Consider the following 26,004-nt stretch of genomic DNA (forward strand, 5'->3'; position numbering starts at 1 on the left):
TCAAACAACCGCCATTTTGTGAAACTTGATACTTTTATGACAGTTAAGTGATACGGGCAAGCTGCTTATTTCTGTGATGTTTGCCCAATAAAATGGGGCAAGCAATGGCAGAGACATTTCAGTTATTAGGCAGTTTGCTTGGCGGCCTGGGGATTTTCCTGGTTGCCATCGGTATGATGACCGACGGCCTGAAACTCGCTGCGGGAAGTTCGCTACGTAAAGTACTGGCGACCTGGACTAAAACCCCGCAGCGGGGCATCGCTTCAGGTTTTTGTATGACCGCGCTGGTCCAATCTTCCAGTGCAGTCACCGTGGCGTCGCTGGGTTTCGTTAATGCCGGCCTCATAACCATGCATCAGGCACTGGGCATAGTTTATGGTGCCAATGTTGGCACCTCCGTTACTGGTTGGCTGGTTGCCGCAGTGGGCTTTAAGTTCAATATTCAAGCCATTGCGTTACCTCTAATTGGTTTAGGCGCGTTGATGAAACTGCTTCGACCACAAACCCGGCTCGCATCCGCAGGGCTCGCACTGGTCGGCTTTGGCTTGTTTTTCATTGGCATAGATATACTTAAAGGCGCATTTGAACATGTCGTCACAAGGTTTGACCTAAGCCAGTTCACTGCTCAGGGTCTGACCGGTATGCTGACATTTCTACTGGTCGGTATTGTCATGACCACACTTACACAGTCGTCCAGCGCCTCCATTGCGCTCACTATCACGGCAGCAGCCAGCGGCATGATAGGTCTCTATGCGGCTGGAGCCATGGTCATAGGTGCGAACATTGGTACTACCTCAACCTCTGTACTGGCAGCTATTGGCGCCACCTCTAATGCCAAGCGCGTGGCTGCGGCTCAAGTCGTTTTTAATGCACTCACGGCACTTGTCGCCTTTGCAATATTGCCCGTACTATTTTACCTGATAACCCAGCTCACCAGCTTTTTTAACCTGACAGCCAACCCTGCACTGTCTCTGGCACTATTTCATACCCTGTTTAACGTGTTAGGCGTGATGCTCATTTTTCCACTCAACAATCGCTTGGCTGAGTTTTTGATGAAACGCTTTTGTAGCGCCGAGGAAACGGCCTCCCGGCCACGCTTTTTGGATAGAAACATTGCCCAGACCCCGGCACTGGCAACCAATGCAGTGCTGCTCGAAACTAAGCTAGTTGCCGATAAACTGCTGGCACAATACGAAAAATCCCAGCAACCTCTCGATAGCCTGGCCATAGAGCAGGAAATACATACCATCCAGATGTTATGCCAGCACATTACTAATTTCATTGTTACTGTTGAGCAATCAGCTCTGTCTGAAGAAACCACGGGTTTACTGGCAAAATTAATGCGCATTGAACACTACCTGTTTACCTGCTGCCATTGTGTTGAAAAGCTCGCTCAGCTACAACCACAAAAAGCATTAGCCGAACATCCTGAACTGCATGCCCAGCTCGAAGAATATCAGTCTCAGCTAGGCCACTTTATGAAGACCAGCTTAGAAACACCATCAATGAACACAGAATCGTTTAAGGCCGCTCTCAGAGCACTGCAACAGCTACACGACGACGTCAAAGACGATCTGATCCTTGCCGGCACCAACGCTACTTTGCCAATTGACAATATGGTCCGCAATATTAATGGTTTGTCCGATATGTGGCAGCTAACCCAGCAATGGCATAAAGCCATGCTGTTGTTATACCTCATTGACGAGCAGCTTAATCCAAACGCCTCTCCATAGTACTGTGGAGGCACAAAGCTTGAGTGCGAGTAAGAATAAGACAAAAGCGCCGGCGTAATCCCGGCCCTTGTACCATTCAGGCAGATAACTGATCTACAAAAGTCAGGATGTTAAAAGTCACCTTTAAATTAAAGCACACCCGACGGGTCTCAGTACAGATTAACGCCGACCACCATGTCTCACACCTGCTGATTTATAAAATGCTAAACACAGTCTAAAACCCTCTCTTATTGAGACACGCAGTTGCAATTTTGCTAGCATGCCTGTTGTCTGATATATCTTTGGAAACCTTTACAATTGCGCCTTTTATCTCACTTACTTGCTTCATCTGTTTTACTGTCGGCAGTCATAGCCGAGGCAGCCCCAGTATACGTACAAGCTGGGCCTGGAAGTTTTAATCACGCAGCTCTCGACTTGCTGGCAGACCGTAACGCAGAGACCTTTCAACGCCTTTACTCGGGCACGCCTGATAATACTTACGCAACAGCTGCTGAAAATAATGCGTGGGCTTTCAGCGCACTGGCCAACTCCACCATCGAAGGGCAACTGGTCCCGGCCATTGTGAATGCAATGCGCAACTATCGGGTCATTGAACTCAAAGCGTCTGTGCATATGCCCATCGAAATGTGTGTATTCGGATTAAACAACACCAGTAAAATTACGCATGCAGCCTCTCACCCGGCAGCTCTGAAACAGATCAACCGGTGGCTCAGTGTGCATCAGATAAAAACCAAACCTGTGCCAAAAGGCACCAACGAAGCGGCTCGCCTACTCGCTGATGGAAAATTTAATCAAAACACAGTTGCAATCGGCAGTTGTGCACTTAAAGCAGTGTATCCTAAGCTGACATTGCGTGAAGTGGGCATTCAGGATAACGCAGATAACCAAACCTTATTTGCCTTAATGAAGTTGGAAAAACGGCCTCACAAAGTCAACGTGGACGAAGCACGCACAGCACTAAAACAGGTCGTGGTTCAAGCTCAAACACAAATAAATGCACGATCGGACTCCGGTAAATCTGTGTTTTCGTTAATTGATAAGCGCCTTGCTCAAATGCAGTCTGTGGCGCTATTTAAAGCCAACAAGCACAAACCCATTGAAGACTTATCCCGTGAAGTTGTAGTGCTCTCACAAGCGCTGGAACAAGCCAGACAGCAATGCCTGGATACAAATAGTGTGAAGGCATTTTTTCAGGCACAGATGGATGCGGCCAAGGCGATTCAATATCGATATCGCGCACAATGGCTGGCTGAAGGCGTGCCCAACAAAACGGCCGATCTCACCAAATTAAGACATAGCCTGAATCATCTCGGCTCAGCCATACTCGAAACACTGACCAGTCACCTGGCAAAACATGGCAACTTAACCCCGGAACTGGAGCCTGTTTTTAATGCTGTGCTAGTCACCGATAACTTAACAGGCAAAGACAAACAAAGACTTTACCGGGCATTACAAAGCGTACGCAGGGTTAAGAACTGCCAGGCAACCGACTAATCGGATCGCACTGATTTACCATTATCCACCCGCCCTTGGCGCCGATAAAGCAGAACGGGCTGATATGATCAAAAAAATACCGCCACTACATTGATAGTGACGGTATTTTTGCATGTTTAGACAATTGTAATGCCTCTAAAAAATCTCAGGGTTGGTTACTTCTTAATACGACGAGTAAACAACGCCAAAGACATCAGCAACAAGGCAAAGGAACCAAAAGAACCGCTGTCCTTTTTAGGCTGTTCTGCGGTTACATTATTGCTACTGGCAGACTTTTCTACAGCAACTTTAATGGTCTCAGTTGACGATAAGCCAAAAGAGTCAGTTACTGTAACGGCAAATTCAAGCACCTCACTCTGAGTGATATCAGGTGCTGTTACACTTAATTGTGCGTCACTACCAGAAACATTCACACTGGTCCCGGATACTTGTTCCCAGCTGTATGTCAGCGTATCACCTTCCGGGTCAACAGAAGCCGATGCGTTTAGTTCAATATTTTGACCCGCGGCAACCAAAGTTGAGTTGGCTGTCAACGTAACCTGGGGTGCTTTGTTTTCAACAATCGCTACCGTAAACAACTGTGACGATTTGGCACCATACTCATCTTCTGCTGTGAACTCATACACCAGAGTTTGACCAATCTGCTCTTCACCCGCCTTCAAATTCATGATGGCTGTCTCAGCAATAGATGCCGAGTCATCGCTTGAAAGATTTACCCAAGTGTAAGACAACGCATCGCCTTCAGGATCGATCGTCGCACTTGCATCTAGTGTAAACTCAGAGCCACCTCGAACCTCAATGCTCGCCTCAGCGACATTGATCACTGGTTGCTTGTTTTCATCGATGGTCACAGTAACATGTTGTTTAGATACTGCACCGTACTCATCAGTTGCAGTGACTTCAAATACCTGAGTTACGGTCTCATTGACTAACGGCGCTACAAAACTAAACGCTTCTTCAGTGCTCAATACAGTTTCAGGTGCATTGATATCAGTCCAGGCCAGCGTATAACTGTTTCCTTCCGGATCGCTTGTCCCAGTTGCATCAAGGGTAATCTCCATACCACTTCTTACACTGAGTTCTGCCTCTGCAAGCTTGATAGCAGGGCTTAGATTTTCACGCATTTTTATGTTCAGTGCTTTGAGCACAACATTATCATTACCATCACTGACGGAGCCATCTTTGAAGTACTCAAACATCACAGTATTTAAGCCTTTACCCAACTCAAATGAAGCTGACTCATACGAATTGGATTCACCACTCTGTCTTAGCACTTGTTCACCGTTGATATAAAAAGTGAAAAAGTCATAGCCAAGTTCCGATGAAAGCAGGTACTCGAAATCAATGCCCATAGCCAGATCATGATTGATTTCAGCCATCAAAATAGTTTTCTGTGACGACTCATTCAACTCTGGGGTTTCCGACCCGTCTGTTATGTCACCACTCACCAGAAGTGGTGTTTGCGTATTGTCCGCAGCAGTCTCTTCACTGATGAACCACGGTGCGTCACCACCTGTGTACCATTGCACGAAAGACTCTGAAGACATGTGTGCGTTGATATCGACCTGGCTGGCTGGGATCTTCTCGTAGTTATAGGTATGGCTGCGCGACGATACGTCCTGGTTTACCAGCTCAGCGCTCAAGGTAAACTGCCCCTCTTTAATGCTGTCCGATGTAGAAACCAATACATCGCATTGCTGACCTGGTTCAATCGCAGCAGTAGTACAGTTTTCAGATGCGATACTCACACCTGCAGACGCGTCAGATAGCAGAATAGCTGCGATATCAACTGTAAGGTCTGACTTGTTTTTTAAGGCAATTGACACTGTAGTATCTGGCTTGTCTGCGAGTACTGTATCAGCAGCTTGGAACCCTACGTACTGCTGATTTCGAATCACCCACTCATTTAAAGCAGCAACATCAGCATATACACCAGGTTTGAATTCATAAGCACACCCCTCTCCCCAGCTAACGACACCAACCTGGATCCAACGGCTATCACGATTGACGATCAGAGGGCCGCCACTGTCCCCCTGACAAGAGTCTTTACCTCCCTCATCGAATCCGGCACAAATCATACTATCTGAAATGCTACCGTTGTAATGCTGGGCATCATTACAAACCTCGTTTGAGATATAAGGCACGTCCACTTCATGGAGTTTATCTGGCGAAGGGCCACCTGCATATAGCGCCCCCCACCCCATCACTTTAAAGTTCTCACCCACAACATAACTGCGTTTCAGTTCAGGGTCTGCCAGTTCAATCGGTGTTATCCCTTCAACAGGTGATTCCAGAGTAAGAACCGCAATGTCATTGTTATAGTTATATTGATCACGATAGCGTTCATGCATGACGATATCAGTTACTTTATAGAGCTGCCCCTGACTTTCATCTGTCAGGTCATGACCACCAAACCTCACCGCAAAGTCACTGGCACTCCAGCCTTCAACACAATGAGCTGCAGTCAACACTTTATTCGGCGCAATCAGAGAAGAGCCACAATAGTGGCCATAGTTATCACCATTAAAAAGTTGTAGGCTACCCATAAATGGATAGGCAAATGGTATTGTTTCCCCCCCACCCACAATTCTAACATCGCCCATAGCTGCACGTGGTTGCGGTTGCAGCTTCTCCTTCGCAAGCGCTACCCCAGCCAGGGAAGTGGATGCTAAAGTGAATAAGAGTACTTTTTTTATTGTCGATTCCATGTAGATTATCCTGATTTTAAACTACTTGTTTACTTAGTGCCAAACAATCAACAAATTACCACAAATTGTTCCTAAATATAAAACAAAATACGCAAGATATTGTCACTTGAACAAAAAAAGTACTAACAAAAAAAGAAGTGCCCTGAGTTCTAGAGCATTGGTAACAATAAGAAAGGCAATTACTGAGGCGTAACTATCTAATATCTATAAAATTACTGACCGAAGTCATTCGGCCAGTAAATCTTAATAAACAGCTCATGGGCCTCATAGTCGGGCCCGTGATCGTTTAATTAAAGTGTGTCATCCAGCCACTTAAAGAATTCACGTTGCCAGACAATGCCATTTTGTGGTGTGAGTACCCAGTGGTTTTCTTCAGGGAAGTACAGGAAGCGGCTTTTCAGACCACGCAATTTCGCTGCCTGGAATGCCTGGATCCCCTGCTCCAGCGGTACCCGGTAATCTTTACCACCGTGGATAACAAACATAGGTGCATCCCATTTATCCACATAGCTGATTGGATTAAAGGCCCCGTAAGTTTTATCGGTTGCAGCGTTTTTCTCCCAGTACGCACCGCCAAACTCGTGGTCAACGAAGAAGATTTCTTCTGTGCTACCGTACATGCTCCGCAGGTCGAAGATACCGCAATGTGCGATAAAGGACTTGAATCGACCATCGTGATTGCCAGCCAGGTAAAAAGCGGAATAACCACCAAAACTAGCGCCGACTGCTGCGATACGAGTTTTATCGACATAAGACGCTTTAGACACCTCATCAATGGCATCAAGGTAATCCTGCATCACTTTACCACCCCAGTCCTGAGTGATGTCTTCATTCCACTTAACCCCATGTCCTGGCATACCACGACGATTTGGTGCAACCACAATATAACCTTGCGACGCCATTACCTGGAAGTTCCAACGGAAAGAGTAAAACTGTGAGAGTGCAGACTGAGGGCCACCTTGCAGATACAACAAAGTCGGATACTTCTTCGTTTCATCGAAGTTTGGCGGATAGATAACCCAGGTCAGCATATCCTGGCCATCTTTGGTCTTTACCATCTGCTTTTTAACGGTTGGCAGGTCCATATTGGCATAAAATGCATCATTGACCTTAGTCAGTGCGCTCAGCTTTTGGCTTTTTAAATCAAAGCGGTAAATTTCTTTCGCTTTGTTCATACTATTACGCGTTACTACCAGCTGTTTATCCAGTGCAGCTACAATGCCATTCACATCGAACTGGCCCCGGGTGAGCTGCTTAATAGCCGGTCTGGCTTTTGGATTGGTAGTTACAGATACCTGGAATAACTGGATTGTGCCGTCGGTTGGCGCCACAAAGTAAATGTGTTTACCGTCTTCGCTCCACTTAAAGCTGTTTACGGTGCCATCCCAGTGTGCGGTCAAATTAATATTTTGACCCTTACCTCTGATGATGATGTCGTTCTTATCAGCTTCGTAGCCAGGTGTGGTCATTTGCAACCAGGCCAGGTGCCCCTTTGACGAAAATGCGGGGTACTTGTCATAACCGGGGTTGCTTTGTGTCAGGTTAGTCGTCTGCTTGCTGGCCAGGTTGTAACGATAAATATCGGTATTGGTGCTGGCAACATATTCTGCACCAGTGAGCTTTTTACTCACATAATAGATATTCTCGCCTTTAGGTCCCCAGATATAATCACTGCCGCCGCCAAATGGAGAAGTCGGGCTATCAAAAGGTTGCCCCAGCATAATGTCGACTTTTTCTTCTGTTTTCAGATCCTGATAAAACACATGCTTATAGCTGCCATCTTTCCAGGTGTCCCAGTGACGGTAGTTCAGGTCATCATACACATAGGCATTTGCTTGAGTCAGCGCCTTGTGTCTGTCAGATGCCAGCACGGCTTCCACTTCAACCTTTTCGTGGAACAGTTTTTTGCTGCCATCAGGCGAGATTTTGCTGTTTGCCAGCAGTCCCTGGTAGGCGTCAAGAAGCTGAGGCGTTCCACCTTTGAGCGGCACCTGATAGACTTTGCTGTCAAAGTTGTTCATCTCAACACTGGGCATAGTCACTTTGTAAATGACGTGGGTTTTGTCTTTATTTAGCCCCAATGCACTGACACGTTTTACCTGCCAAAGTTTTTCCGGCGTCATCACCTCTTTGGCGGCCACACCAGTCGTCATTGCCAGTCCCAGGCCAGCACTTACTAGAATTCGCAACATCGCGAAATACCTCCGAAAATTGAATCCCAGCTAGACTACCTAAATTAACAGAAAGTTAAAAGAGATAGCGATGAGCGGCTTTGCTCTGTACAGTTATGACCTATCAACTTAAATAGACAGCCCCCTCTGGCCTGTGATCTGAGCCATCCCGCCGACAAGCACGCGCTTGACCCCCAGCTCATCCGATTCAAGTTCAGCGGTGATACGCGAGGTACATCCCATCGCACGTCCTTGTTCAAACACAAAATGGTTGGACCGGGCAGGATACACATATTGATTTAAATAGCACGCCAGTGCCCCACTGGCGCTTCCTGTGGCTGACTCTTCCGGGATACCAAACAATGGCGCAAAGTTACGACAACGCGCCGTGAACACTTCACCGGCATCACTCAGCTCAAACGCATGCAAACCGATGACATCGTGTTGGCGGGAAAAGTCGCTCAGGGCCTGCTGGTCCACTTTAATCTTATCCAGATGCCCTGTTGCTACGGGTACAATGATATCCGGTAATCCTGTTGATATTATTTCGACTGGCAATTGAGTTGCGCTTAATATAGACACGTCCAGACCAATGAGGTCGGCAATCGTTTCGTAGTTAAAGCGCTTAATATATTGAGGGAGGTTTTGTGCCATCACTATGCGTCCATTTGCCTCGACTGTTACGCCAAGCTGACCCGCTTTGGTATTTTGCGTGTAATCCCCGTCGCTGATAAGCTCTTGTTCAAACATCACAGAAAACGCTGCTAAAGTGGCATGTCCACAAAAGTCGACTTCATCCGTTGGCGTAAAAAAAGACAACGCAAAATCGGCCTCGCTGTCTGATGAGACAAACGCGGTTTCAGAAAACCCCACTGACCGCGCAATGGCCAACTTTTGAGAGTCTGTCAGACCGTCGGCCTTTAGTACAACACCTGCGGGGTTTCCGCCCTTGCCTTGCTCTGTAAAAGCATTAACCAAATAAACTGTGAGATGATTCATATTTGTTCCTGTCTGCCATTGGACTCAGCTGATACCAGTCAGCCCATTTTAGGCTACGCATGTCATTTCATTGATTGAACTGAGTACGAGTGACCCACCAGCACAATAAAGATCCCGCAGTGACCATAAATACGCCCTGTATAAAGCTCTGTGATAACACTAACCCCAAGATCAGGGACGAAAGTGCCGTTGAAAGTACAGGTGTGAAATAAGACAAAGTAGCCAGCAATACCATATTGCCACCAATAATGGCGTAATTCCAAAGTGCATATCCACTTCCTAATGCAACGCCAGTCAACAATAGTAACCCGGTGGATTCAGCATCAAACACCATAGTGCTTTCATTACTCAGTCCGAATTTAAGCCATAAGCTTACGGCGGTCATCATAAAGAATAAGGTAATGGCATTTTGTCCGTTCCCGATACGTTTGGTTAAAATGCAGTAAAGTGCCCATAAAAATGCACCAACCAAAGCCATTGCATAGGTTACAGGGTTGGTGGCCACATTCGTGGCTATTTGTTGTAAGGTCAGTCCCTGCTCTCCTGTGATACTCCAGGCGACACCAAAAAAGGCCAGAAAAATACCTGGGTAAACCCACTTACTACATGGTTTGCCACTGCTGAGCACTGCCATCAGGACGGTCAGTGCCGGCCATAAGTAATTGATTACCAGCATCTCTACAGCCTGCTGCCGCGAGTTCGCCATTGCCAGTGCCAGCGCCAGACAGATCTCGTAAGCGACAAACAAACTGCCACCGATCAGGATATAACGTGGCGAATACAGCCTGAGTTTTGGCACGCCCATCACTGCTACCAGAAATACAGATGCCACTGTATAAATCGAGGCTGCGCCACCTATAGGTCCCAGCATTTCAGTTACAGCACGGACTAATCCCATCACGGCGCTCCACAGCAAAATAGCGGCCACCCCAGCCAGGGTATATTGGTATGACTTGTTCATGATTTTAAACTATGTGTTGATGAACCCACGATATTCGGCATGGCGGAGGCGCCGCGAAAAGAAAGCTCTGAGTAAATTAGAAAATCAAACTGTCGGCACGATACCTCGTGACTATGCGAGATAGCAAATTTTTATCCATAAATTATCCGACGTATCAGTTAATTGTCGGATAATTCTGCCACTTACCGCGTATCTATTCCAAAAAGTGTTATAACATATCATAAATAGGGGATGTATCGAGCGACGGTTTATATTTCTTATACAGGCGTATGGACGGTCAACGACAACAACAAGTAGAGTACCAAAACAATGAAAAAGCTTTCTATTTTAACATCTTGTATTGCGCTGGCATTGTCCGGTTCCGCACTTTCTGCTGAGTCTGAGCACACTAACAACACCCTCACTTATAAAGATCTGTTCAATATCGAGTATGCCGCCAACCCGGTGGTCATGCCTGACGGTAAGCAAGTTGTTTATGAACGCCGCAGCATGGATATCATGACGGACAGCCTGAAAAGGAACCTCTGGACAGTATCATTAGATGGTAAGACACACCTGCCATTGCTATCCGATTCTAAAAACCATTTCAGCCCGGTCTTTTCTCCCGACGGCACCAAAATGGCCTATCTTTCTAGCAAGGAAGGCAAAGTACAGATTTATATGCGCGATCTGGCCACTGGCCTTACTGCACGGGTGACCGATGTCAGCATGACACCCAGTGGGTTGAGCTTCTCGCCAGATGGCAAGCAGCTGGCTTTCTCCATGTTTACGCCGGGCAAATCCAAGCCCCTGTTTAGCCTCGACTTTAAGCCCAAAGATGCTAAGTGGGCCGATAATGCTCAGTATATCGACCAAACTTTATTCCAGCGTGACGGTGCCGGAATGAAACGCCCGGGTAATATGCACGTCTATGTGGTCCCAGCAATTGGCGGGTCACCAAGACAGATCACCTCAGGTGCACATGACTTCGCGGGCGCTCTGGCCTGGACAAAAGATAGCAAGCAGATCATTGTCTCTGCCAATACCCACGATGATGCGCAGTTTGACGTTTTCAACAGCGATTTGATGGCGATTGATGTCTTAACTTCAAAAGTCACTGAACTAACTGCGATGTCTGGCCCAGAGGGCAGTCCAAAGATGAGCCCTAATGGCAAAAAGTTGGCATTTACTGGCTTTGAAGACAATGGTAAATCAAACCAGATCACTGAGCTGTATGTGATGAACCCGGATGGCTCAGACATTAAACGTCTGACACCTAATCTTGATCGTAGTGTTGGCAATGTAAAGTGGGCCGACAACAGCAAAGGCTTGTATTTCAGTTACGACAACGAAGGTAAAAAACACGTCGCGTATGTCTCTTTATCTGGCAAGATGAAAACGCAAACAGATGCACTGGGTGGCATGAGTCTGGGTCGTCCTTATACGTCAGGCCATTATGATGTGGCTGACAATGGGCAAGTTGTGTTCACTCAATCCACTGGCGTGCGCCCTGCCGACTTAGCGGTGGTCTCCAAACGTGGGAAAGTCACTCAGCTGACCGACCTGAATAGCGATGTATTTGACCATAAAACGCTTAATAAACCTGAGCTGATGGAAGTGAAAAGCAGTGTCGATGGAAGACGCCTGCAAGCCTGGATAGTCACCCCACCAAACTTCGACCCCAAGAAAAAATACCCGCTTATCCTGGAAATTCATGGTGGTCCACACACTGCATACGGCCCTGAGTTTTCAACCGAAGTCCAGTTATTCGCCGCTGCTGGCTACGTCGTTGTCTACGGTAACCCAAGAGGCTCAACGTCTATGGGCGCTGATTTTGCCAACCAAATTGATAAAAACTACCCGTCAGAAGATTACAATGACCTGATGGATATGGTCGATGGCGTCATTGCAAAAGGGTATGTTGATGAGGAAAACCTGTTTGTCACCGGCGGCTCAGGCGGCGGGACGTTAACGGCCTGGATCATCGGCAAAACGGACCGCTTTAAAGCTTCGGTCGTAGCAAAGCCTGTTATCAACTGGACCAGCATGATCGGTGCTTCTGACATTTATACCTTCATGACACGTTACTGGTTTAGCGATCTGCCGTGGAATGACTACGAGCAATACTGGAACCGCTCGCCGCTGTCTCTGGTCGGCAATGTGAAAACCCCCACTATGGTGCTCACCGGTGAACTTGACGTCCGTACGCCAATGGCAGAAAGTGAGCAGTATTACGGTGCACTAAGACTGCAAGGCGTAGACAGTGCCTTTGTGCGTATTCAGGGGGCTTATCACGGTATCGCAGCCAAACCTTCCAACCTAGCACGTAAAGTAGGTAACATCCTGGCCTGGTTTGAGAAATACCGAACCGACAATAAAGAAGACTAAATCTTAGCGGCCACCTGCCATGCAGGTGGCTTTTTTACTAATGAACAACAGCATGCGCGCACCTAAACCCTTTATAGGGAGAAAGAAAGCGTTGATAAAATCGTATCAATAATATGGCCAGATAATCCTTGTCAGCCCCAATGTTGTGTAACTCTGCGCAGCCTCCGATGAGCTCATATGACGCTCGTCTTATCGAAGCACTGCGGCCGCCCTGGAAGCGATAAAAGCGCATTAATCTGGTATAGAGTTTAAAAACATCATTAACCTTTTGATCGACTCACTGCCATCTATCACACCGTCGGCAATATCTTCACAGATCCGCATGATTTCATTTCTTGAACCAAAAGGGACAGCTTCCAGGCACTCGATTTCTGCTCCGGCAATGCGCAGCACATCATGATTGTCTGCACATTCCGCGCGCTTAATCGCACTGAGGATAATCTGTTTTCTTTGCTGATTCGTCATGCAAAAACGCTTCCTGACCTACAATTTGCTTTTAGCGACAAAGGTTTTAGTCACAATACGCCACGCACTTTGACGTTTATACATTACCAAATAATCGATGTAGTGTGTTTTCGGGGTGTGAAAATCCAGTTTAACCATCGCCATTTTACCATCTACGATATCAACAGATAAAATATTGGCTTCCCATTTATCCTTTGTGGCCTCCTTAAAATAACCAGCGAACTCCTTGAGTGAAATCACCCTGACCGTTTCTTGCTGCGTTTCTTTGTCTACCCGGATCATTTTGATATGGCCAAACTCCAAATCAAACGCTTTGGCCAGCAGTGCCTGATCGCCCTTTGCCGCGCCATTGAAGTAGGTGTATGCGGTGTCAACGACAGCCTGATACTCAGTCCCGGTAACCGCTTCAGCTCGACTGAATGTAGAGACCAGTAGTGTTGCCGCAGCCATAGCTGTAAAGAATACTTTCATTATTATAACTTCCTTTAAATTGTGTTTATGATTCACTGATTCATCTAAAAGCAAAGGCTTATCAGGGTATAAATTTATATTATCACATAAGCTGGTTTACACCTTAAAAGGCATATTATTAAGCATTAATACACTCACCGCCTCAATGGGCTCATATATCTCTCATTGAGATAAAAACCACATCAATGCAGATTTAAAGAAAACCTATCAAGTAAATTACATGCACTCAAGCAGGCTTGCGATGAAGAGTGTGAACTTTGCGCTCGTTCGTTTTTCACAACTCGCTCTAAAATCGTCCTACCCCCTCTTATCTGTATCTACCTCAGCCATGATTGATTTTTACGAATACAGGCATCGAAAAATCCTATTAACAATTTTGCAAACAAAAAATTATACTCTCAAAGAATTAAGTAGATGCACTGACGACCGGGTAGATATGGCTGGTCGACAGGTATGTTGAAGAAAAAAGGTAACCTTTATGACAACAACGATGATGTTTAAAAAGTCAGCACTGGCCGCACTGGTGGGTGTTGCGATCACGGGTCTGAGCGCCTGCGCAAGTAGCAATGATGCTCAGCAAGCCAGTCACTCTAATAGCGAAATCAGTAAACCAAAAGGCGCCGTCGGTAGTGGTCATGTACCCAAAGGCGTGGCCAAATCGAACCAGTTCTGGTGGCCAGACCAACTTGACCTGTCGCCTCTGCGTGACCATGACGGCCGCTCCAACCCGCTCGGCGAAAACTTTGATTATGCACAGGCATATAACCAGTTAGATATGGCTGCGCTCAAGCGTGATATGAACGAATTACTGACAACGTCACAAGACTGGTGGCCAGCAGACTGGGGCAATTATGGGCCTTTGTTTATTCGCCTGGCGTGGCACAGCTCTGGTACCTACCGGACACTGGATGGTCGCGGCGGCGGTGATGGCGGACAAATGCGCTTTGATCCACTCAACAGTTGGCCTGACAATGGCAACCTCGATAAAGCAAAACGCCTGCTTTGGCCACTCAAGCAAAAATATGGAGAGCAGATCTCCTGGGGCGACCTGATGATTCTGGCCGGTACCGTTGGTCTTGAGAATATGGGCTTCAAAACCTATGGGTTTGCCGGTGGCCGAACGGATGACTGGGAGCCTGATTTGGTCTACTGGGGTCCGGAGGTTGAAATGCTGGCCAGTGATCGCGAAGAAAAAGACGGTAAACTCCAGCGCCCGCTGGGTGCCACTCATATGGGCTTAATCTACGTCAATCCGGAAGGACCAAAAGGTAAGCCAGATCCGGCTGGTTCGGCGAAAAACATCCGCGTCGCGTTTGGTCGCATGGCCATGAATGACGAAGAAACGGTGGCGCTAATCGCAGGTGGCCACACCTTCGGTAAAATGCATGGTGCCCACAAAGCCAGCAAATGCGTTGGCAAAGAACCCGGTGGCGCAGCTATTGAAGAGCAAGGGCTGGGCTGGAAAAACAAATGTGGCAAAGGCCACTCAGAAGATACCGTAACCAGTGGCCTGGAAGGCGCCTGGACTCAGGCTCCAACCCGCTGGACTACGTTATATCTGCAAAACCTATTGAACTTTGAATGGCAGCAGACCCGCAGTCCGGGCGGCGCGATTCAATGGATCCCAACAGACGAAGCACTACACACATCAGTTCCGGATGCGCATGTTAAAGGGAAGTTCAATTCCCCAGTTATGACGACCGCAGATCTGGCACTCAAGTACGACCCTGAGTATCGTAAAATTGCCGAACGCTTTTTAGCGAACCCGGAAGAATATCGCCTGGCCTTTGCCAAAGCCTGGTACAAGCTGACACACCGCGACATGGGGCCACGCACTCGATATCTGGGCAATACAGCACCCGACGAAGCACTGATCTGGCAAGATCCAGTCCCTAAAGTCGACCATGCTTTAATTAATGAAGCCGATGCCAAAGCAATCAAGCTGGATATTCTGCAAACTGGTATCAGCGTACCGGCGCTTATTCGCACTGCCTGGGCGTCTGCTGCCAGCTTCCGTGCCTCGGATATGCGCGGTGGTGCCAACGGCGCCCGCATTATGCTGGCCCCACAAAAGGACTGGCCAGTTAACAACCCGGACGAACTATCGTCAGTTTTAAATCAGTTACAAGCTGTACAGACGCGCTTTAACCGTGCTGCGGGTGGCAGTAAGCAAGTATCCATGGCTGATGTGATTGTCCTGGCGGGTGCAGCAGCCGTTGAGCAGGCAGCCAAAAATGCGGGTATCGCAGTTTCTGTGCCTTTTACTCCTGGCCGCACCGATGCGACTCAGGCACAAACCGATGTTGGCTCATTCACACTGCTTGAACCAAAAGCGGATGCCTTCAGAAACTATTTTGATGTCAACGCAAGCTACCGTTCGCCGACCGAGATGCTGGTCGATAAAGCTGATCAGTTAAACCTGACTGTACCAGAAATGACGGTGCTGCTGGGCGGACTACGCGTACTCGGTGCCAATGCTTCAGGATCTCAACACGGCGTATTTACCGATAAAGTGGGCACGCTGAGCAATGACTTTTTCGTCAACCTGTTGAGCATGTCTCATCAGTGGCAGAAAACCAGCCAGGCAGGTCTGTATGAGAGCATTGACCGAAGTACAGGCAAGCAACGCTTTACGGCCACCAGCGTCGATTTAATCTTTGGCTCAAACTCTGAGTTGCGCGCCGTGGCCGAAGTCTATGCCTATGACAACGCCCAGCAAAAATTTGCTGAAGACTTTGTTAAAGCCTGGCACAAAGTCATGCAACTGGACCGCTTTGACTTGCGCCATCAGCTATAATTACTCGTCAATAGTCAGTGCCTGTCATTACAGGCACTGACACGTTAGCAACTCACCGCACCGGCCATCCTTTTTCCTGCTCACACTCAGTCAAAGGTATCTGTCACGTGCCCCACACCAACAATCTGACCATGTTGACGAATTTCGAACTTTGTACCCACTTTTACAGCCATAAACTTACTGAGCCTGACGGTTACATGTAGCTCATCGCCGGGCATCATCATTTCAATGTTCCGAGGCCAGTCCGCCGTGCCTGCCACATCAAGGTAATGGAGGCTAAAGTCAGCTTTAAAATTATTGTGTAAAGGGGTTCTGCGTCCACCCTCTTCGTTGGTCAAGCAATAAACCCGTGCTTCGAAACGTTGACATGATTTCAGCGTATCCGGTTCGCAAAGCACCATCCCTCTTTCAATATCAGAGCGTGGGATCCCTTTGAGACCTATCGCCGCACTATCCCCCGCACTCACCCTTTCTTGTGGGTGAGCCCCAATATCGATGCTTGAGCAGCTAGTCTGCCGCGTATCTCTGATACCAACCAGCTCAATGGGGTCGTGTACTCGTATAGTACCTGTTTCAATTCTGCTATAAGCTTGCGTATCACGACGCGGCGAGGTAAATATGTCTTCGACAGGCATCATAAAAGGCTGGTTTTTAAATAATACCGGGTCCACAAAATAGCTGTCCATCGTCCTGATTAACTCGCGTATTTTGTCTTCCCAAACGGGCACGCCTTCAAGCGCTTGTAATGCCGAACCATAAATCACGGGTGCCCTGTCACCATCAAACCCGTAACCATTAAGCTGCTCTCTAACAAGTGACTCGACAAGCCCCGTTAGCTCGTCGTACTGATCCAAATCACACTTATTAATAAATATTATGATGTGACTGACGCCGAAATCTCGCAACAGCATCAGGTACTCGTCGCATGCTATGCTAAAATCAGGCTCCTGACTGACCACCAGAATTGCCGCATCGACTCTGGTTTCGCCACTGTTGATCCCTTTAGCGTGGTCCATATAGCTGGGACAATCATATTGAATGCACACTCGGGCCGAGGATTCATACACCGCTTCCGAGCGGTAAAAGGTTACACCTGAGCGGGCTTTGTATTGTGGCGCATTATTTAACGCGGCAAAGTCTTGTGCTACAGCCATATGATCTTTTGCCAGAACCTGCGTGATAGCTGCGGTTAAGGTCGTTTTACCATGCCCTCTGGCACCGATCGTATCGATAAAGATAGCTTGTTTCATAAATTCATCGTTGCTTGCCATACTATAACTTCCTGAGTCATGTGATATTTAACTGACCATCATTATGATAAAGGGTCTGCTTAAATATCAATGACACAGTATTACACCTGCGATACTGAAACCGCAGTTTTAGGTTGGCTTGCTATTGTGTTTTATAACCATGCTGGAATTGCAACCATAAAGGTAAAAGGAGGTGTTATCAATTTAGCTGACAACCCCTCACTCAGGGCAAGTATTCTATCAATACTGATTACTTTTGCGGATCAGGGCTTGTTTGACTTGTTGCCGGAAAACTCCTGCAATGAATTACCCGGCTGATAGAAATAATATTTATAGCTTAAACTGCTCAACACAAGATTTGAGGTCATGCGCCAGTTCACTGATTTCATGACAGGCATGAGAAATTTGATTTGCGCCTTCTGTCATTTCAACACCCGCGATATTAATATTCTCAATATTTCGGTTAAGCTCTTCCGACACCACTGACTGCTCGTTACACGCAGCCGCAATTTGAGTGCTCATGGCGGCTATGCTGTCAATTTCCTGCTCAATCTGACTGATGGTTTTACTGACCGTTTCGGTTTGCTCAACACACACGTCAATGCCCGTCTGACAAGTCCGGGTGGCTTCGCCTGTCTCTTTAGATTTTTGTTGCAAATCACTGACAATTTCGACAATTTGTGTGGTTGAATCTTGTGTCCGGCGTGCCAGTGAACGCACTTCATCAGCTACCACGGCAAAACCTCGCCCTTGCGTACCTGCACGTGCCGCTTCAATGGCTGCGTTTAACGCCAGTAAATTAGTTTGCTCCGCAATCTCGCGGATCACGTCCACAACCACATTGATGTTTTTAGAGTTCTTTTCAAGGTTGACGGCCAGATCTCCCGCATGCGTGACGGTATCCGCCACAGCAGAAATATGTGAAATGCTGCTTCTCAGTGCAACACTTCCCTCGCGAGACTTCGTATGTGCCTGATTAGCGGATTCTGCCCCCATTTCTGTGCTTTGTGCCACCTCAGTCACTGCTGCCTGCATTTCAGTCATTGCCGAGGCAACGGACTGCAACTCATTTTGTTGATTCTCCATGCCTTTGGCATTTTGTGCCGAGATCATATTAACCTCTTCAACAGCAGAAGAGAGTAAGATAGCGCTGTCATTTATTTTCACAACAAGGCCATTTAGCTGCTGACGCATTTTCTCCAGTGATACCAATAAGGAGCCAAGTTCATTTTGACCCACCGAATCGATTTCAATGCGGGTACTCAGATCGCCGTTTGCGATATTTCCAGCCAGATTCATGGCTTTTTCCAGCGGTCGCCTGACTGCCCCACTGAGCACGATACAGATCAGTGCAATCATTAATGCTGACACTAAGGTGCTAATAATAATGGCCTTAATCACTATGTTAACGGCCCTGACCGCTGAATTTTCAGCGCTGCCCACATTGTCACTGTTTATTTTTTCCAGTGCACTAAGCTCATCCATTGCTCTGGAAAAGGTAGGATAGCTGTTGAGCACAATGTCATTCGCCTGAGCTACTTTGGCATTACGCACCAGAGAATTGAAATCAGAGGTTGCGGCTGCATACTGTCGCCATGCCCGGGCAAAGGCCTCAAACTGGCGCTGTTCTATATCTGAAACGTCCAACTGGCTGTACAGATGTATTTTACGATCAACGCCGCTTCGTAAATCATTCAAAATAGACAACCACTCGGCCATTTGTGGATGTTCCGGGTTCATGGTCGCACCAAACTCGTCTTTACGTATGGTGGTCAAGTCTATTTTAATATCCTTCACTATCTCAACAGAGGGAATACTTGTTTGCACAATAAAGCTCAGATCATCGCGGACGCCACTCAGTCCGTTATAGGTCAGTAAACTCACTGCGAAAAAAACTAAAAATACAGATGAAAAACTCAGGCCAATTTGTTTGGTAATTGATAAGTCTTTTATTGCCATGCTCTTTATATAGGTCCCTAATTAGATAATGACTAAAGTGAACAAAAAACCGCCAGAGCTCGCCCCTCAGGTAGCACTCTGGCGGTTATCATTAAATACGGTATATTGAGTTAGCACTGAGGCATTTATGTTTGAAATCAGCATACCTATGCAGCAGTATGAATTATAAAACGCGTGCAGTACCAGCTGCGAGAGGCGTATAAATTCCACACGCCACAACTCAATATTTAATCAACCATTATAATGGATTGGCAAATGCGGGGGAATGGAATATTTATTAAGAATTCAGTATTAAATTTCTGTTTTTATGAATAAAAAACAAATAGAGATCAAAAAACAAACCCTCATTAACAAGCATAAAACACACTGATTAAATACGTATTGGATCATTACAAAATCGAGTTGACCAATGACTCCTGTGCTGAATGATGTTGTGCTGCCATTGCAGCCCGAACTTGAACTATATTTTAGACCTTCGGCACTGACGACTTTTCTATTCAATGAGATAATATGCAAATCAGGTTGCTTTTGGCCAATACTGATCTGGCCTTGGGCGTAAAGCGTATCGTGTTAAAAGCAATGGGAACAGATTATGCGTGAACTAACCATATTTTATGACGGCACCTGTCCGCTGTGCGTAAAGGAAATGACGACACTGACAAAACGCGACACGGCAAAGCGGATCGCAACAGTAGATATCTACAGTGAGGACTTTGCACAGTATCCAACCATTGACGCAAATGAAGCAAATACGATTTTACATGCGCTCGATGCAGACGGTAATCTAATACTTGGTCTTGATGTCACACATCAGGCCTGGCGACTGGTGGGGATGGGATGGTTATACGCGCCACTAAGATGGCCAATCATAAAGCCACTAGCAGACAAACTCTATTTAGTGTTTGCAAAAAACCGCTACCGTATTTCTTATTGGCTCACCGGCCGCTCCCGGTGTGACAATGGCGTATGTCGAAAATAAGGCATATGTTGTCTCCTTAAAGATTAATGCGCCTGTGACAAGATAACGGACAGTCTTTTTCGCTCGTTTTGTGTGAACAAGTCGCGTGTCAGCGATGTCAGTGCTTCATCAGACGCGCCTTTTTCTAAAAGCTCAGACCGTCGTTGTTTATACTCGCTTACTCGCTGCGTCCAACTGGATTGATTGTGACGAACTTGCATCAACCGCTGTGCTGCTGCATCTCCATACCGGGCACTGAGCTGATTGTAATCCATGTTGTGCCAACTGTGTTTTAGCGTGATCAGGGTTTGGGTGGCCTCAATCGTTTGTCGCTCTGTTTGCGGTAACTGACTGATGTGCGCGTCAATCAGCTCAGTCCGGGTCTGCTCGCTCAGGGTTTTGTCAGATAAAATCTGCCAGCGTGCTAAGGTCTGAGCATGCCAACGGTTCTCGCCTTCAAACCAAGCGGCTATCACTTCAGCGGAAAAGTACAGTCCCTGAAGCGTTTGCAGTGCTTCAAAACGCTCGTGCATAGTCAGATTAGTATCTACCTGAGTCAGTGCCTGTTTATAGGCCATATAATCGTGGGCGATATCCCTCAAACAGGGTGGTAGGCGATGTGTCTGTTGCGCCCAGTGCTGTTCCAGTTGCTCGTTTTGCAATAACAAAACCCAGTCGTCGAGCTGATGCTTATGTGCCCGGGTAATGACGCTGCAATGCTCAGGCTCTGCTGGCATCACAGCTTCAAACTGCGCTTTAATCTGGTGTGGCGTCTCCGTCACTACGCGTGCGGAGCCAGTCACTATCTCAGTGGTTACTTCAGGGTCCCGTTCGAGTAACAGAGTCCAAAGGCAAACACTTAGCCCAACACAACTGAGTGAAAGTAGACGCCAATACCTCATAGATTTAACCCCTTCAGACGGCGAATATGCTGGCGATACACAGTCAGAGGATCCGTTTCGAACAGGTGATGAATCCCAATGGTCTGATTAACCTGATCCAGGTGGTTCATCTTAAAATCATTGCCAATCACGTAACCAAGGTTACTTGAACAAGCCGAAACCAGGCCGTCATTGGCTTCGTCAAATACACCTGAGAACAACAACAAGGCATTATCAGCCGGATCCAGCAGATTGGTCCATGCCCGACTGCCACTCCAGGAAAAATAGTACACACCGTTACTGGCCAGCGTCTCACCCTGACCGCAATACTGAGCCGGCACGCCTTCAGGGTACTTTTGATTAAAAGCAATGGTACCTTCAGTGGTCAGTGCGCTCAGCGCTTCAAGGGCATCTTTGGGCGCCGTTGGCTTGCCTGACAATAAATCAATCAATCCAGCCAGACCATTGGCCAAAGACGCTAAGAACTGCTCTGAAAAAGACCCCTGATCTACACCTCCACGCACCACATCAGCAAAGCGGCTACCCCAGTTAACCCCGCCAATACTGGTTACCGATGCAACCCATTGGGGCCTAACCGATGCCACATAGCGAATGGTTTGTGCGCCCTGGCTATGGCCAATCAGGTTGACTTTGTCTTTGCCTGTCAATGCTCTGATCAGCGCAACCTGCTCCAACAGTTGCTCACCACGCAGCTCTGAGTTGTGTGCCGATGAGACTTCTGCCACATAAACATTCCCGCCTTCCTGGCGGATCACCGAAGGCACCCGATAGAAATAATCGACCCCTAGCAAATTATCAAAACCAAACAGGCCATGAACCAGCACTACTGGGTATTCGAGCTCATCATTACTGTGCGCCAGTTGCGCAAAGAGTGACATCACGCAAAGTAAGAGTGAGAGTGTTATTTTTTTCATTTACTTGCTCCAAAAGTTACAATTTAGCAACAAAAGAGTAGTTCATAGTGGTAAGAGGTCAAGCCTCATCGTTTAAAAAACACACTAAAAAGTCCCCAAAGCTTAGGCTACGCTCGCTCATCAAGTTCCTGATAACAGCTGAATTAGCAAATTAACAATTGATAATTAATAACTTTTTATAAGTTTTGAAGTTACGCGACGTTTTCACTGAAATGGCCAAACACGCATTGTGTTACAGATGCAAGAATTAGGGCAATTACGTTAAAATTTAAAACGTATGAAAATCCACACCAATCACTTTGAGATTTGCTTATGGTCCAAGTAACACCATGATTGTTATATAAAACCTCTTCTTCAATTGCTCAGCCTATTGCAATACCATGGCCTGTAATGCCGATGTAATGTCAGGTTTAGTTGATTTGTCGTTTACTTGAACTAGTTTTTGGTGAGACAAACGCAGCGCCTGAACTTCCCAGTGTGATAACGCCGTCTGTTATCGTCAGCTCGCTTAGTTCTGACCTTGTCTCTTCTATATGTACCGTCGAAGTCTGCTTGCTATACAGGTTTAATGCTCTCGGAGCCAGGTAGTCCGTGTGGGGTCGCACGTTAGTTCCTTTCGCAATAAACATCCGTAAGTGAGCGACTTAACCCATAAAGGAACTAAAATGATTAAACTCGAGAACCCGTCAAATTTTTTGATGGCAAAACCATTACAAAAGCCAAAAAAAGTGACATGTGGCTGGACTGCTGAACAATTACATGAACACTTACAGTGGGCGGTTGACGTTGAGATGTACACCATTCCATTTTACATGGCTGCTATGTATTCCATTAAAGATCAATCTACTGAAGCTGGTCGCTTGATCAAGTCGGTCGTGAACCAGGAGATGTTACACCTGCAAAGCGCAGCAAACCTTGCCAACGCCTATGGCACTAATCTTGAGATCCGCGCCCCTCTGTACGGCACAACCATTCCACATCTGGATTTTGACCTGGATGACCCTAACCCGAAAAACATCTACTTCCCACATTCAACGGCCATCGGCGCATTTGACGTGGAAAGACTGAATACCATGTGTATTATCGAATTCCCCACCTGGAAAGAGAAAGGCGGCACCGGTGCCACAGATGAATATGGCTCCATTGGCGAGTTATACGCTGCAATCAAAGCTGGCTGTGAAGCACGTGTTGATTTACTTCAGGCCAACGCAAAACAGGTAAACCACTTTGGTAACTTTTACCCTGATACGCAGCTGACAATCACCGAAGCTGGTTCTGATGGTTTGACTCAGGCCTACAACCTTATCGATTTAATCACCGATCAGGGAGAAGGGTATGAAAAAACAGCACAGTATATTCCGCCAGAATATCAAAATCGTGCCGATGATATTCAGCCTACATGGGATCACTACGAAAAATTCACTTACCTGTTAAAACAGCCTTTGCCAGAAACCCACGCGCTTGTGCCTTACGGTGAACGACAAAAGAGCCTGCAACAAATTCAGTTGCAACACTTTAGCGAATTTCTGGAAATCATGAATACAACCTTCACGACAGGGAACACCCCGGATGACTTTGCAGTAGTGATGTACAAAAATGGCGCAGCTATCTCAGCCTGCTGGCAAAATGGCGTGTTGCCTTTGTTTTCAATGCCAAATGATCAATAAGGAATGTCATCATGTCTAAAACACTATTCAAAATTCATCCTGCTATTGGCATTGCACGCGTTGGTAACAGTGAAGAATATTACCTGGCGCCTGAGAGCATCGCTGCACTACCTCAGCCAGGCAAACCACAGAAAACCACGGGGGGATTGCCGCTCGATCCAGCTACAGATGAAGTGATCACCAGCTCTCAATTGCGCGATGAGCAAGGTGCTTTTAAACGCCAGGCAGCACGCTTTCGTGTGTTTGCTTACACTGACGTTGATCAGCCGAGCTACCCTGAACAAGGCCATAGCCAGGAGCTGACTATGGGCGCCAGCTTTCAGGGCAAAACCGTGACTAACATCAAATGGTGTGTGCATCTGGCCAATAAGAAATCAGCCTGGTTCGTAAACGACGACGACCACGGTGTCGTTGCCTACGAAAATGGTAAATTCCCGGTGTTACGTAACCTGTCTGAGGGCCTGGACCCTTACAATGAAAGCCGGTTATCCAGACTGGTCATAGACGCAGGCCCACGCGTGGTTGACCGGGAGACGCCCGAGGCTGAGTTTGATAACAGCGAAGTAGCGGCTTACCTGAAAGACGGTAATAAAGTTGAAGTAGCGGATTACCCTAAATCTTTCCCGTATATGCATTTTGACTACCTGGATATTCCAGAGAAAAATGAACAGGTGAGCAGTGCTCAGTTTAAGATTAAGGACGTGGTGGACCGCAGCGACATCCATAGAGCACGCACACCTTACGGGATCACCAGCCTGGGTGAGCTACACACCGATGCGCAAGGGCGTCTAATTGTTGCCGGTGGTTATGGCAAGGCTGTTGGCTGGAGGCTCGATAGCAAAGACAAGCCAGTGCCGATTGAAGGGCCCGTCAACAACGACCAGTGGTTTGACGATACGTCAGACGGTCCAGTGACGGCTGTGGTTGAGTTTGACGACGGTAGCATCGAAGAAGTATTCGGCGGCTGGGCGGTTGTGACCGACCCCAGTTACGCACCACAAACATTGAATGTGGTTTCTCTGTTTGATGAAGCCTACGATACCTTTGTCAGAAAGCTGAATTTACAACCTGAGTTATATCGCGATGGTAAATTTAATCCGGATTATAAACCGGCATTTGATGACCACATTAAACCGATCTTTAAAGCGACCGGGCAGCAACTGTGGAACGCCTACTTACCTGAAATTGCTATCCAGGCTCACAAATCGGTAGACGCCATCGTTGCAGAAGACGATCCGGACAGCACCATTTTAGCTGGCTTAGCCTATATTCGTCAGCCTAATCCGGGCACCGAGGCAACCTGGCGCTCGCAGTCGATTGACGAAGGCGCACCACTGATGCCTCTGGCGTTAGGTGATTCCAGTGCAGCAGGTGGTAAACCCTTTTTAACCCCCACCGTTACTCAGTATCAGTTCCTGCACAGCTGGTCGAATCATAACTATGTGCACACAAGCGCGCAAAAGCTCAATGAGGGCGAATACCTGGATCGGGCGACTCTGCAAAACTGCCTAGGTGGACGCTTTAGCCCGGGCATAGATATGACCTGGATCATTCGCGAGCCCGCCATGTATCAGGACTGGCTGACCGGTGCAGGACCATTTCGGATCAAGCATAAGCCGCTTAACTACGCAAGCGTGCAAACCGACAAGCCATTTTTGGGCTTGGGCTGGATCCCACAACATGAAGACGTTGAGCATTTGGGTTTAGAGCCAGGTGATGCTACTAAGTTTATGGCCCTGCCCTGGCATGCGGATTATAACTCCTGTGCTATTCACCAGACTTCACCGAATGACCTCAATTCTGAAACTCTCTACTGGTCGTGGCCGGCGCAGCGCCCGGTTACAGTTTATGTAGCACAAGACTATGATATCAATAGCAAAGAACTACCGGCACAGCGTTACTCGGTACGAGGATCCGGCACTTATCCACAGGAAAACTCTCCAGAAGATAAACATGACTTAGCCAATGCCGGGCGCTTCTGGGAATACCGGGAAATGCTGACCAAGTGGGACGACATTGGCGTAATAGTTCAGGGCACGGTGATTGATGATGGCAAACAGTACGCTGACCATGTTTACCTTGAAGTAGAAAGCCGGTTGAAGGGCTGTGAACCTGAGTTAGCCGACCCAACTCCCTGGCCAATGATCGGTGGTAATGGCACAGCAACGAAAAAGAAATAAGGAAACAT

The 26,004-nt window shown here is 47.3% G+C and carries 18 protein-coding genes; 8 read left to right on the top strand and 10 right to left on the bottom strand.

The window, feature by feature from the left end; all coding sequences use genetic code 11:
• Positions 1 to 104: 104 nt before the first annotated feature.
• Positions 105 to 1,733 (top strand): Na/Pi cotransporter family protein, encoded by a 1,629-nt coding sequence (locus tag CWC22_RS21650; RefSeq protein WP_138539126.1) that lies wholly within the window; start codon positions 105 to 107, stop codon positions 1,731 to 1,733.
• Positions 1,734 to 2,030: 297 nt separating this feature from the next.
• On the top strand, positions 2,031 to 3,227 hold the full coding sequence (aroQ, locus tag CWC22_RS21655; protein WP_171045119.1) for a gamma subclass chorismate mutase AroQ: 1,197 nt from the start codon (positions 2,031 to 2,033) through the stop codon (positions 3,225 to 3,227).
• A 155-nt stretch (positions 3,228 to 3,382) separates the two neighbouring features.
• Here aroQ and CWC22_RS21660 read toward each other — a convergent pair whose 3' ends face one another.
• From CWC22_RS21660 to yddG, 4 genes are all read right to left on the bottom strand, one after another.
• Positions 3,383 to 5,935: a serine protease gene (locus CWC22_RS21660; RefSeq protein ID WP_138539128.1), complete on the bottom strand. Its 2,553-nt coding sequence runs from the start codon at positions 5,933 to 5,935 to the stop codon at positions 3,383 to 3,385.
• 290 nt (positions 5,936 to 6,225) lie between these two features.
• Positions 6,226 to 8,127: a S9 family peptidase gene (locus CWC22_RS21665; protein ID WP_125557747.1), complete on the bottom strand. Its 1,902-nt coding sequence runs from the start codon at positions 8,125 to 8,127 to the stop codon at positions 6,226 to 6,228.
• Between the two features lie 108 nt (positions 8,128 to 8,235).
• Positions 8,236 to 9,105, bottom strand: coding sequence for a PhzF family phenazine biosynthesis protein (locus tag CWC22_RS21670; RefSeq protein WP_138539129.1), 870 nt, complete (start codon positions 9,103 to 9,105; stop codon positions 8,236 to 8,238).
• Between the two features lie 67 nt (positions 9,106 to 9,172).
• Positions 9,173 to 10,066: an aromatic amino acid DMT transporter YddG gene (gene yddG, locus CWC22_RS21675; protein WP_171045120.1), complete on the bottom strand. Its 894-nt coding sequence runs from the start codon at positions 10,064 to 10,066 to the stop codon at positions 9,173 to 9,175.
• 309 nt (positions 10,067 to 10,375) lie between these two features.
• Between yddG and CWC22_RS21680 the strand changes: the two genes are divergently transcribed.
• Complete coding sequence (locus tag CWC22_RS21680; protein ID WP_138539131.1) at positions 10,376 to 12,433, top strand: S9 family peptidase; 2,058 nt, start codon at positions 10,376 to 10,378, stop codon at positions 12,431 to 12,433.
• 231 nt (positions 12,434 to 12,664) lie between these two features.
• Here the strand turns inward: CWC22_RS21680 and CWC22_RS21685 are convergent, their stop codons facing one another.
• Together CWC22_RS21685 and CWC22_RS21690 are read right to left on the bottom strand one after the other, a co-directional pair.
• Positions 12,665 to 12,898, bottom strand: a complete 234-nt coding sequence (locus tag CWC22_RS21685) for a hypothetical protein (RefSeq protein WP_138539132.1) — start codon at positions 12,896 to 12,898, stop codon at positions 12,665 to 12,667.
• 18 nt (positions 12,899 to 12,916) lie between these two features.
• A complete protein-coding gene (locus tag CWC22_RS21690) occupies positions 12,917 to 13,369 on the bottom strand; it encodes a nuclear transport factor 2 family protein (protein WP_138539133.1) in 453 nt (150 codons plus the stop codon).
• Between the two features lie 478 nt (positions 13,370 to 13,847).
• Here CWC22_RS21690 and katG point away from each other — a divergent pair, with 478 nt between their 5' ends.
• The gene (katG, locus tag CWC22_RS21695) at positions 13,848 to 16,166 is read left to right on the top strand and encodes a catalase/peroxidase HPI (protein WP_138539134.1); all 2,319 of its coding nucleotides are present in this window, start codon (positions 13,848 to 13,850) and stop codon (positions 16,164 to 16,166) included.
• Positions 16,167 to 16,252: 86 nt separating this feature from the next.
• Here the strand turns inward: katG and CWC22_RS21700 are convergent, their stop codons facing one another.
• Positions 16,253 to 17,437 (bottom strand): GTP-binding protein, encoded by a 1,185-nt coding sequence (locus CWC22_RS21700; RefSeq protein WP_138539135.1) that lies wholly within the window; start codon positions 17,435 to 17,437, stop codon positions 16,253 to 16,255.
• A 69-nt stretch (positions 17,438 to 17,506) separates the two neighbouring features.
• On the opposite strand from CWC22_RS21700, the gene CWC22_RS21705 reads away from it, so the two are divergent.
• On the top strand, positions 17,507 to 17,734 hold the full coding sequence (locus tag CWC22_RS21705) for a hypothetical protein (RefSeq protein WP_138539136.1): 228 nt from the start codon (positions 17,507 to 17,509) through the stop codon (positions 17,732 to 17,734).
• Positions 17,735 to 17,746: 12 nt separating this feature from the next.
• Here CWC22_RS21705 and CWC22_RS21710 read toward each other — a convergent pair whose 3' ends face one another.
• The gene (locus CWC22_RS21710) at positions 17,747 to 19,375 is read right to left on the bottom strand and encodes a methyl-accepting chemotaxis protein (RefSeq protein ID WP_138539137.1); all 1,629 of its coding nucleotides are present in this window, start codon (positions 19,373 to 19,375) and stop codon (positions 17,747 to 17,749) included.
• A 592-nt stretch (positions 19,376 to 19,967) separates the two neighbouring features.
• Here CWC22_RS21710 and CWC22_RS21715 point away from each other — a divergent pair.
• The gene (locus CWC22_RS21715; RefSeq protein ID WP_138539138.1) at positions 19,968 to 20,354 is read left to right on the top strand and encodes a thiol-disulfide oxidoreductase DCC family protein; all 387 of its coding nucleotides are present in this window, start codon (positions 19,968 to 19,970) and stop codon (positions 20,352 to 20,354) included.
• Positions 20,355 to 20,377: 23 nt separating this feature from the next.
• Here the strand turns inward: CWC22_RS21715 and CWC22_RS21720 are convergent, their stop codons facing one another.
• Positions 20,378 to 21,235, bottom strand: coding sequence for a lipase secretion chaperone (locus tag CWC22_RS21720; RefSeq protein WP_138539139.1), 858 nt, complete (start codon positions 21,233 to 21,235; stop codon positions 20,378 to 20,380).
• Positions 21,232 to 22,149 carry an esterase/lipase family protein gene (locus CWC22_RS21725; RefSeq protein WP_138539140.1) on the bottom strand — a complete coding sequence of 306 codons (918 nt, stop codon included), beginning with the start codon at positions 22,147 to 22,149 and terminating at the stop codon, positions 21,232 to 21,234. Before CWC22_RS21725 ends, CWC22_RS21720 begins: the two co-directional genes overlap by 4 nt.
• Before the next feature lie 665 nt (positions 22,150 to 22,814).
• On the opposite strand from CWC22_RS21725, the gene CWC22_RS21730 reads away from it, so the two are divergent.
• Together CWC22_RS21730 and CWC22_RS21735 are read left to right on the top strand one after the other, a co-directional pair.
• Complete coding sequence (locus CWC22_RS21730) at positions 22,815 to 23,816, top strand: ferritin-like domain-containing protein (RefSeq protein ID WP_138539141.1); 1,002 nt, start codon at positions 22,815 to 22,817, stop codon at positions 23,814 to 23,816.
• Positions 23,817 to 23,827: 11 nt separating this feature from the next.
• Positions 23,828 to 25,996: a LodA/GoxA family CTQ-dependent oxidase gene (locus CWC22_RS21735; RefSeq protein WP_138539142.1), complete on the top strand. Its 2,169-nt coding sequence runs from the start codon at positions 23,828 to 23,830 to the stop codon at positions 25,994 to 25,996.
• Positions 25,997 to 26,004: the final 8 nt, after the last annotated feature.

Origin of the sequence: Pseudoalteromonas rubra (assembly GCF_005886805.2) — a bacterium.
Lineage (GTDB): Bacteria > Pseudomonadota > Gammaproteobacteria > Enterobacterales > Alteromonadaceae > Pseudoalteromonas > Pseudoalteromonas rubra_D.